This window comes from Corynebacterium sp. HMSC068G04 (genome assembly GCF_001814885.1).
In the GTDB taxonomy this organism is placed as follows: domain Bacteria; phylum Actinomycetota; class Actinomycetes; order Mycobacteriales; family Mycobacteriaceae; genus Corynebacterium; species Corynebacterium hiratae.
In genome coordinates, this window is the sequence record NZ_KV818345.1 from 52,875 (window position 1) to 62,540 (window position 9,666).

Consider the following 9,666-nt stretch of genomic DNA (forward strand, 5'->3'; position numbering starts at 1 on the left):
CACCAATCCATGGCCCAGGCGCACTACCACTGGGGAATCTCTCCCTGGGCGGCGTACGCCCTCGTCGGCGGCGCCATCGCTTATTCCTCCTACCGCCGCGGTCGCGTCCCGCTCGTGTCCTCGATTTTCAAGCCGCTGTTTGGCTCCCGCGATACCGACGGCCCGCTGGGCAAGCTTATCGACGTCCTCGCACTCGTCGCCACCCTCTTCGGCACCGCCGCCACGCTGGGTCTCTCCGCCATCCAGATTGGCCAAGGAGTGTCCATCATCCGCGGTGCCGGCCCGATGACGAACACCGTGCTCATCGTGATCATCGCCGTGCTGGGGTGCGGTTTCATCGTCTCGGCGGTCTCGGGCGTGTCCCGCGGCGTGCGCTACCTGTCCAATTTCAATATCACGCTGACGCTGGCCCTCGTCTTCTTCGTGTTCCTTGCCGGCCCGACCTTGCTCCTGCTCAATCTCATACCGTCAGGCATCGTCACCTACATCGACCAGCTCTTGCCCATGATGGCCAAGGGCCTGTCCTGGGGCGATGAGACCGTCGAATTCCAGTCCTACTGGACTGCGTTCTACTGGGCATGGTGGATCGCGTGGACGCCGTTCGTCGGCATGTTTGTGGCCCGTATCTCCCGCGGCCGCACGCTACGCGAGTTCACGGCAGTGACCGTCTTCGCCCCGTCCCTCATCCTCATCCTGGCCTTCACCATCTTCGGCGGCACCGCTATCACCTTCCAACGCGAGGAGCTGCCCAACTTTGATGGCTCCGCCTCCGGCGAGCAGGTGCTCTTCGCCATGTTCGATAATCTGCCGCTGAGCAGCATCACGCCCTTCGTCCTGATCGTGGTCCTAGCGGTCTTCTTCATCACCTCGGCCGATTCGGCGTCGGTCATCATGGGAACCATGTCCTCCAAGGGCGACCCCGCCCCCAACAAATTCATCGTCATCTTCTGGGGCCTGTGCATGATGGGCATTGCCGTAGTCATGCTTCTCACCGGCGGCGAGGACGTGCTCACCGGCCTGCAGAACCTGACCATCCTCTCGGCGCTGCCCTTCTGTATCGTGCTGCTCGTCATGATGGTGGCCTTCATCAAGGACCTGCGCTCCGACCCGATGTTCATCCGTCGCGCCTACGCGCGCGCCGCGGTAGAAAACGCCGTTGTGCGCGGCATCGAGGAGCACGGCGATGACTTCGAGCTCACCGTCGAGCATGCCAACGAAGGCCGCGGTGCCGGCTCCGACTTCGATTCCTCAGCGCACCGTTACACGGACTGGTACCAGCGCACCGATGAAAAGGGCGAGAATGTAGACTACGACTTCGACACCGATACCTGGGCCGATGGCTACGACCCGAACTCTGAACAGAAGGAGACCTAAGTGGGCATCCCCGACGATGTCGTCCTCGACGGCTACACGCTTATCGAACAGCACGAAGTGGACCACGAGTTCCTCATCAATGGCTCGCCGCTCGCCGTGGATACGCCTCTGCTATTCGCACTCACGATTGTTGGTGTTCTCCTCGTGGCGGCCAGCTTCTTCCTGCGCAGGCCGGGCCGCATCATCGCCGGGCTCTTGGGCGCGATCCTGACGCTGACCAAGCTGTGGTGGATGCCCATTGCACTTGCCCGCCAGTTCAACGACAGCCAGGTCTTCGGCTACGCGCTGAAGTACTACCCCCAGTACTGGCCGGCGGCGTCCATCATCGTGATCGTCATCGCGCTGCTCGGCCTCGCCTCCGCGTTTATCCGCCGGCGCTAGCGCGATTCCAACACCGCAATCGCGATGTGCACCCGGTTGGTGCCACCAAGCTTGTCCAGGATGTGCTTGATGTGGGTTTTCACCGTCGTAACTGACACGTAGAGCTGCCCCGCGATTTCCTGGTTGTCTAGGCCCTGGGCCACTAACTCCGCCACCTCGTTCTCGCGCTGGCTTAAGCCCTCCAGCGGGCGGGGCCCAGGCGCCTTTGTCTCTGCCGGCGCGGGCTCGGGGTGCTTGAGCGCCAGCAGATTCTTCAGGGCCTTCGGGCTCAGCAGCTGCTGCCCCGTGGCCGCAGCGCGCACCGCCGAGACTAGGCCCTCCGGCTCGATGGTCTTGAGCAGAAAGCCCATCGCGCCGGCGTGCAGCGCATCCACGATGAACTCATCCGTATCGAAGGCGGTGAGCATGCCCACCGGGATATCCGGCGCGCTCGCGCGCAGCTGCCCAGCCGCCTCGATGCCGTCCATGACGGGCATTCGGATGTCCATGAGAACGACATCCGGTTGCAGGTCCAGCACGCGGGCCACGCCATCGCGCCCATTGCTGGCCTCGGCCACCACCTCGATGTCTGCGGCGCCCTCCAGGATGAACCGAATGCCGCGGCGCAGCGCCTGCTCATCATCGACTAATACCACTGAAATCATTACGCGCGTGCCTCCTCAGGGAGTTCGAGGACCCAGGTGAAGGTGGAGGCGTCGTCAAGCACTGTGAAGGTACCTCCCGCCAGCCGGGCGCGTTCCTCCAGACCTAGCAGGCCGTTGCCGCCACCCGACTCCGGCTGGTGCGCCACCTTCTTGTTCTGCATGGTCACCCGCACCTTACCTTCCTCGTTGTCCACGCTGAGCGTCACCTTCTTCCCCGGCGCGTACTTGCGCGCGTTGGTCAGCCCCTCCTGCACGGCGCGGCCCAGCGTGTGGGCGGCTAGTGTGCTCAGCTTATCGACATCCCCCTTCTCATAGCGCACCTTCGTCCCCGTCGCACGTGCGCGCTCGATGTGTTCCTCGATGCTCGCGCGCGGATCCACCCTGTCATCCACGCGCAGCGCCTTGATCACCCCGCGCAGGTCCTCCACGGCGGCCTTGGCCTCCGACTGGATGGTTCCCGCCGCCTCAGCGACGCGCTCCGGGTCGGCATCCTTGCGGTAGTTCAGGCCACCCGCGTACACGGAAATAAGGCTGAGCCGATGCGAGAGGGAATCGTGGATATCGCGGGCAATGCGGTTGCGTTCCTCCAGGCGCGCCCGCTCCTCGCGCGAGCGCAGCTGGTCCTCATTAAGCTCCGCCAAGCTCACCAGCGTGACCTCGCGCTGGCGGCGCTGCGCGCGCACCGAGCCCGTAATCCAGGCAACGATAAGAAAGAGGCTTCCATAGAACACGTAACCAAAGGGATCGAAGATGTTCATCCGAATGTAAGGCACAGAGATAACGGTCACACACGAGGCCACGAAGACCGCCGTCCCCGCCAGGGACCACCGCAATCGGCCGCGCGAGATGATTGAAATCAACACCACCAGCACTGACAGCGACAGTGGGCGAAACCCGCCTAGTACCAGGACGAGCAGAGCCGCAATCAGCACCACCGGGTGGCCGGGGTACTCCTCGTGGATGTTGCGCTCCCGCCGTGAGTGGTGCAGGGCGAAGGGCAGCAGAATCCACGTGGCGAAGCTAAATAGACCCATCAAGCCCATAACAAGGGCTTCCTGATCCGTCCCCTCGAAGTTTTCGATATGGGGGATCCATGCCGCCAAATCCGCCACCACGCAGAGCAGAATGAGCAGCACCGTGATCCACAGTGGTCGCGTCTTTCTCGTCATGGTTGCCACGATAGTTCTCCCTGCGTTCCGGAAAATCCTCCCTGCGGAGGATACCGGCACCCCAAGCCCGGTTCATAACCTAAACCGCATGAGAAGAACACAGACTTTGTACGAACTGCTCACCGCCGCCGGACTGGTGTTCGTCGCTTATGATTTCTCCCACGGCGCTTTCGTCACTACCAGCGCGCTCGCCGCAGTGTTGTACGCGGCCGTGGCAATCGGTCTCACGTTGCTGATTTTGCGCAAGCACCCGGGCATTGCGCACGGGGTGGTGTGGGGTATTGCGGTCTCCACTGTCGCCGGCCAGCTCAACGAGAACATGTACCACCTCCTCATCCGCACGGTCCCAGACTGGCTGGTCATCGCTGGCATCGCCCCACTCACCGAGGAAGTCCTCAAATTCCTCGGCGTCATCTTCATTTGCACCTGCGTCATCCGGTCCCGCCACTGGGCGGACTACGTTTTCGTCGGCGTGGCCGTGGGGATGGGTTTTAGCGTGAGCGAAAACGCCGTCTACTACGCCAACATGACGCTGGAGAACCTCGATTCTGATCTCAGGGGAACGTTGCTGGCGCTCCTTGTCCGCTTCATCGCGAACCCGCTCATGCACTCCTTTTTCACCGGCATCGCAGCATATGGACTCTCCCGCAGGCAACCGGTGCGTTGGCTGCTTATCGCCATGGCGGTGCACTTCACAGCCAATTTCGGCCCGTCTATCTCTACCGCGTTTGACGACGCCCTCTGGCCCATCTTCCCTACCTTCCTCATCCTCATCGGCCTGTGGGTCGCCACGATTGTCAGCATTGTGAAACTCCGCAAAATCCTCCCTGCGGAGGATACCGGCGCAAAATCGCAGCTCTTAGGGTCAAAAGCATGAGAAACACACTGATTTATTCCTGCATCGGCGTCCTCGCCGCAGTACCGCTTGCCGACGCCCTCCTCCCCGACCCCACTCCCGACACCACGCCCGTACGCGGTATCCCGGGGCTTGAATGCCCGGAGGATCCGTACGCCTCCTCGCAGACCTGGAACTGCGGTGGTGCGACCATCATTTCTGAGGAAGGCAGCTCCTCCCACGAGGTCGAGACCTACCTGCCGCGGCAGCACCGTTCCTTCATCGGGACGCGCGCGCTCACCGACGCCCCCATCACCACCCAGGCGCCGGAGCTCTACCGCGTCTCCGATGGCGATGGCATCACGCTGGCTGACCCGCACAACAACACCGTCTCCTTCCTCCACATCGACGGGCCAAAGGCAGAGGACTTCGCCGACCGTGTTCAGAAGGAGGAAGCTTGAAGTACCTGTATTACCTGCTGACGCTCGGCGCGCTAGGGGTGACCGTTGTTCACTACACTCGCGAGCCCTTCCTGCCCGCGAGCGCGCTGACTGCCGTGATCTTCGCCGCCGTACTCGTCCCCCTCGCGCTGTTCTTCCTGCGCCGCCGGCCGGGAATTGCGCACGGCGTGGTGTGGGGTTTTGCCGTCTCCGGGCTCGCGGTGGAACTCAACACGAACATGACCCACCTACTCGCCCGCGCGGGCCTAGAGTGGCTGGGCGCTGCGGGATATGCGCCGCTCATCGAGGAAGTGCTGAAGTTCCTCGGCGTGCTGCTTATCTGCACCTTCGTCATCCGGCCCCGCAGTTTGCTCGACTACGTCTTCGTGGGCGTGGCCGTGGGCATCGGCTTCACTGTAGGTGAGGACGCCACCGCCTTCGCGCGCATGACGGCGGATAACCTCGACTCGGATACCTCCGGGGCAATCGGGGCGGTGGTCATCCGCCTGGGATCCAACCCGCTCTCCCACGCGCTGTTCACCGGGCTTAGCGCCTATGGCCTATCCCAGAAACAACCGGTGCGCTGGCTCATTATCGCCATCGCGGTGCACGCCACGAAGAATCTCTTCCCGTCGTTAAGCACCGCGCTCGACGACGCCATCTGGCCCCTCCTCGCCGGCATGGTCGTCGTGCTCGCCGAGTGGGTAGCCACCATCTGGGGCACTATTGCGCTGCGGAAGAAGGCGGCTGCGCATCCGCCCCTGTCCCCTGCACCGGCGCACGCATAGCCTTCGTGGCCGGCGAGGGGTGCGCATCCTCGGCGGCGAGGCGCTCAAAGGCCACCGCCGCCAGGGCTGCGGCTTGGTCTCCCAGAACGGAATCATCGAAGCGCACCTGCGGCGAGTGGTTCCACTCGCGCATGTGCTCCGGGGTGTGCGGATCGCCGGTACCGAACCACATGAAGGTGCCCGGAACCTGGGCGAGCACCGCGCCGAAGTCTTCCGAGGCCATCATCGGCGTGTCCATGGTCAGCACGTTTTCCGCACCGAACATCCCCGCCCACAACGACGCCGCGAACTGGTCCTCGCGCGGTGAGGTCTTGGTGGCCGAGTACAGGACCTCAAAGTCCACCTTCGCGGTACAACGGTGCGAGGCCGCCACGGAGCTCGAGACCTCGATGATCATTTGGCGGACGGCGTCGATGTGTTCGTCGCGAAGCACGCGCACCGTCGCTCCCAGCTCCGCCTTGTCCGGGATGACGTTGACCGCACCGTCGCCTGCGCGCAGGTTGGTCACCGTGATGACAATCGGCGAGTTCGCGTCGAAGCGCCGGGTCAGCGCCACCTGCAGCGCCACCTGGATCTCCGCAAGGGCCGCAACCGGATCGATCGCATCGTGCGGGCGCGAGCCATGTCCGCCCTTGCCGTAGACGGTGATTCCCAAGTTGGACGACGAGGCCATCATCGGGCCCGCGATGTGGTGGAACGTGCCCCGATCCTGCGGGCCGACGTGCAAACCGTAGGCGGCAATGGGGCGGCGGCCGGCGGCGTCGAGCACGCCCTCATCGATCATCGGCTGCGCACCGCCCGGGCCTTCCTCACCCGGCTGGAACATGAAGATGACATCGCCCAACAACTCCTCGCGGTGACGGCACAGCATCTTCACCGCGCCGATCAGCCCCGCCGTGTGCAGGTCGTGGCCACAGGCGTGCATGTTGTCATTCGTCGAGGCAAACGGGCTGCCCGTCTGCTCGCGCACCGGAAGGCCGTCCATGTCCGCACGCAGCAGCACCGACACGGGGCGCTCGCCGCGCTTGCCGCCACGCAGCACCGCGACGACCGAGCTGAGGTCACGGCCCAGATGAATCTCCAGCGGTAGGCCTTTAAGGGCTTCGAGCACCTTCTCCTGGGTGCGCGGCAGATGCAGCCCCACCTCCGGGTTCTGGTGCAAATCGCGGCGGAACTCCTGCAACTCCGGAAGCAACTCCCGGCCTTCCTCCACGAACACCTGGCTGGCCAACCGCTCCCCCAGCTTGGCCGAAACCATCGGAAGCGGTGGCAATTGCTGACGGTGGCGCGGGGCCATCTTCATGGTGTCATCCTTTCCGAGCATGTGCGCCGAGCATACCGGAATCTGTAATAAGCTAGCCGTTTATGAAGCTCTTCTCCGCGCTGGTGGCCAGCTCCCTGATGTTCACGCCCGGTTCCTCCTACCAATTGTCGAGCCGCGACGAGGCCTCATCGCAGTGGGCCGTGGACACCATGTTCAACATCATCGATGGCTTAGGCACCTCCTCCCATCTGCTTACCGACGCATGGTCTACGGAGCAGGAAGAGTACCCATACCCGATTAAAGAAATCGACGAGGTCTCCCTCGTGGAGCGGCGTGCTACCGACGAACCAGGCCGTGAGAAGTGGATCATCTCCTCGCCGTCGATGGGGCGCGATATTCCCGTCGACGTCGTCGTGGGCAACGGCGGGCCCGTTGTGTACTTTCTCGAGGGCGTAGATTCCCCGGAGACCTCGAACTGGATCACCAAGGGCCACGTGCGCCGCGTGTTTGGGGATACGGATGCGAGCATGGTGATTCCGTCGCAAGGCGCAGGTTCCATGTGGACCGATTGGAGAGAGGATGACCCCAAGCTGGGGCGCCACAAGTGGGAAACTTTTGTCACCACCGAACTCGCCCCCGTCGTGGAAGCGGAGCTCAACCACAACGGCAAGCGCGGACTCATTGGGTTGTCCATGGGAGCGTCGGGCGCGGTAATGATGGCGAACAACAACCCGGGTTTCTTCCATGGCGTGGCGGGAATTTCCGGCTGCTATTCCACCACCAGCAAGGTGGGCCAGGGCACGGTGGACTTGACGGTGCGTACCAAGGGCGGCGACCCGACGAACATGTGGGGCCCGCGCGGTTCGGAGGATTGGCTGCGCAATGACGTCATGTCCCACCCGGAGGGGCTGCGCGGCACGGCGCTGTACCTCGCCGCGGCCTCGGGCGCATGGACAGACGAGGAACTGGCGGCCTACCCCGGAAAGTCCGTCAATGACCGCATCGGGGGCACCCTTTTAGAGGCCGGCTCGCGTCGCTGTACGGAGGAATTTTCCGCCGCGCTTTCCGACGCCTCCATCCCCCACACCACCGACTATCTCGCCGACGGCACCCACGACTGGGTGATGTTTGGCAAGCAATTGCAGCCGGCGTGGGATGCGATTAAACCAGCGCTCTACTAACGTCGACGACATGTCCCGATTCCGCAGCATTATTGTCCCCGCCGCCATCCTCGTGGCAGGGCTCGTCATCCTCGCAGTGTTCTACGTCGGCTTAAGCCGCCATTACAACTCACAGGAGCTGCAGGCGCTTATCGACGGCGCTAATGCCAACGGCCAGGACTATAGCGTCGTCATCCACAACGAGCTGACTGGGAGCTATTCTTTTAACGCCGAGTAATTCTGCGTTCCGGTTGCGGGGTCGGGGCACAACACTCAAATCTTCCTTGCCGAAAATGAATGCTGGAATCGACTTGATTTCCTCAGAGAGCAACAAAATACTGGATACTGGGCTAGATCTGCAACCTGCTTTTTCGACAGGACTTTAAATAACGGTTCAGGAGCCTGGATCATCCGCCCTATTTGACCTAGGAGACCCCCATGTGGCTTGACGGATATCAACAGCAATTCGGAAACCGGCTAGAGGACTTCCTCACAGAAACAGTCCCCACAGTGCTCACAGAGCTGACATCTTCCCAGAAGAAGCAAGTTACCGATGGCGCACAAGAGTTTCCCTTCGAACCCCTTCTCGAAATCCTCAATTCTAAACACAGCTATGAAGACACAGTCTCCCGAATCATAGCCATAACGGGGATATGGATGAATGCCGCATCAGGGAGCCAGTGGTGTGTTGGTCCTCTAAACAGCACAGATTACTCTGAAAGAGTAGGCATAGGAGTCAGATGGGGCGAGATCGCTTTTTCGCCGTTATCGAACATGTCGGAGAATCTGGTAGATTCATTTCCCACTTGGCCGGGCGTGCTCATGGAATTTTCTCGCATGCAAGAGGCGGATCGCGATTATTACAAACAGAGAATCCTGGAAACTCGTCCAAAGCAAAAATGATGTCCAACCGCTGCGCCGGCTCACGCCATCCTCATTGCATCGGTAGACCTCGCTAATTTGGCGGTCCTCGCTGGCCTATATGACATGGCGGCCTAGAAGGGCGTCTCGGCCAGCCAATCCCACTGAGGTATCATCAAGTTTCCTGCTTGCCACGATGCTGTCTTGTTCCCCGCGTTTACGGATTTAAAGTACCTGTAAAACTGTAACCTGACTTAGGTCATGGGTGGGTGAGCAAAGGCACTCTTGACACTGTTACCTGTTGGTTTTCGTTGGTGGGGAGGAATTTTTCCGCACTAAGTGGGTAGTGCCGGGGGTGTTCAGTAGTCTGATTTTTGTGAGTCCTTATATTCGCACTGTCAAGACCGCTTCTGGGGCGATGGCGGTGCAGGTGGTGTTCTCTGAACGCAAAGGTGCCAAAAGGATGAAGCATATCGGCTCAGCGCATTCAGAAGCTTGCGCTTTTAAGAGCTGAAGCTCAACGCATCGTCGATGGTGACCAACTCGCAATGGACTTCGGCGAGGCTACACACACCCCACCGGCAACAGGCAGCGTTTGCCACCCGCTGCCGGTAGTCGGTCAGCGTGCCGATACTTGCTGGACTGTATTGATGCGTGTTTCAACGAGTTAGGCCTTGCTGCAGCAAGCGGTGATGATCCGGTGTTTCGCGATCTGGTACGCGCCCGGATCATTAATCCCGGCTCAAAGCT

At 61.7% G+C, this 9,666-nt stretch carries 11 protein-coding genes; 8 read left to right on the forward strand and 3 right to left on the reverse strand.

What is annotated here, in order from left to right:
- Nucleotides 1–1,374, forward strand: a 1,374-nt coding sequence (locus HMPREF2993_RS11105; RefSeq protein ID WP_070702386.1) for a BCCT family transporter, incomplete at its 5' end; no start/stop codon positions are given.
- Nucleotides 1,375–1,755 carry a cell division FtsX domain-containing protein gene (locus tag HMPREF2993_RS11110; protein WP_070517895.1) on the forward strand — a complete coding sequence of 127 codons (381 nt, stop codon included), beginning with the start codon at nt 1,375–1,377 and terminating at the stop codon, nt 1,753–1,755. It begins immediately after the preceding gene.
- Here HMPREF2993_RS11110 and HMPREF2993_RS11115 read toward each other — a convergent pair.
- Together HMPREF2993_RS11115 and HMPREF2993_RS11120 are read right to left on the reverse strand one after the other, a co-directional pair.
- The gene (locus HMPREF2993_RS11115) at nt 1,752–2,399 is read right to left on the reverse strand and encodes a response regulator (RefSeq protein WP_070702388.1); all 648 of its coding nucleotides are present in this window, start codon (nt 2,397–2,399) and stop codon (nt 1,752–1,754) included. The two genes, HMPREF2993_RS11110 and HMPREF2993_RS11115, sit on opposite strands and share 4 nt — an antisense overlap.
- Nucleotides 2,399–3,568 carry a sensor histidine kinase gene (locus tag HMPREF2993_RS11120; protein ID WP_232745482.1) on the reverse strand — a complete coding sequence of 390 codons (1,170 nt, stop codon included), beginning with the start codon at nt 3,566–3,568 and terminating at the stop codon, nt 2,399–2,401. Before HMPREF2993_RS11120 ends, HMPREF2993_RS11115 begins: the two co-directional genes overlap by 1 nt.
- Before the next feature lie 88 nt (nt 3,569–3,656).
- On the opposite strand from HMPREF2993_RS11120, the gene HMPREF2993_RS11125 reads away from it, so the two are divergent.
- Genes HMPREF2993_RS11125 through HMPREF2993_RS11135 form a run of 3 tightly spaced genes read left to right on the forward strand, consistent with a single transcriptional unit; the run spans nt 3,657 to nt 5,631 of the window.
- Nucleotides 3,657–4,445: a PrsW family glutamic-type intramembrane protease gene (locus HMPREF2993_RS11125; RefSeq protein WP_083306555.1), complete on the forward strand. Its 789-nt coding sequence runs from the start codon at nt 3,657–3,659 to the stop codon at nt 4,443–4,445.
- Complete coding sequence (locus tag HMPREF2993_RS11130; RefSeq protein ID WP_070702391.1) at nt 4,442–4,864, forward strand: hypothetical protein; 423 nt, start codon at nt 4,442–4,444, stop codon at nt 4,862–4,864. Before HMPREF2993_RS11125 ends, HMPREF2993_RS11130 begins: the two co-directional genes overlap by 4 nt.
- Nucleotides 4,861–5,631: a PrsW family glutamic-type intramembrane protease gene (locus tag HMPREF2993_RS11135; protein ID WP_070702393.1), complete on the forward strand. Its 771-nt coding sequence runs from the start codon at nt 4,861–4,863 to the stop codon at nt 5,629–5,631. The genes HMPREF2993_RS11130 and HMPREF2993_RS11135 overlap by 4 nt, the downstream gene beginning before the upstream one ends.
- Here the strand turns inward: HMPREF2993_RS11135 and HMPREF2993_RS11140 are convergent.
- Complete coding sequence (locus HMPREF2993_RS11140; protein ID WP_070702395.1) at nt 5,567–6,934, reverse strand: M20 metallopeptidase family protein; 1,368 nt, start codon at nt 6,932–6,934, stop codon at nt 5,567–5,569. The two genes, HMPREF2993_RS11135 and HMPREF2993_RS11140, sit on opposite strands and share 65 nt — an antisense overlap.
- A 62-nt stretch (nt 6,935–6,996) precedes the next feature.
- Between HMPREF2993_RS11140 and HMPREF2993_RS11145 the strand changes: the two genes are divergently transcribed.
- The 3 genes from HMPREF2993_RS11145 (at nt 6,997) to HMPREF2993_RS11155 (ending at nt 8,958) form a co-directional block, all read left to right on the forward strand.
- A complete protein-coding gene (locus HMPREF2993_RS11145; protein WP_046649001.1) occupies nt 6,997–8,076 on the forward strand; it encodes an alpha/beta hydrolase in 1,080 nt (359 codons plus the stop codon).
- Between the two features lie 10 nt (nt 8,077–8,086).
- A complete protein-coding gene (locus HMPREF2993_RS11150) occupies nt 8,087–8,293 on the forward strand; it encodes a hypothetical protein (RefSeq protein WP_210397748.1) in 207 nt (68 codons plus the stop codon).
- Nucleotides 8,294–8,493: 200 nt separating this feature from the next.
- The gene (locus HMPREF2993_RS11155) at nt 8,494–8,958 is read left to right on the forward strand and encodes a hypothetical protein (RefSeq protein WP_070702399.1); all 465 of its coding nucleotides are present in this window, start codon (nt 8,494–8,496) and stop codon (nt 8,956–8,958) included.
- Nucleotides 8,959–9,666 lie beyond the last annotated feature (708 nt).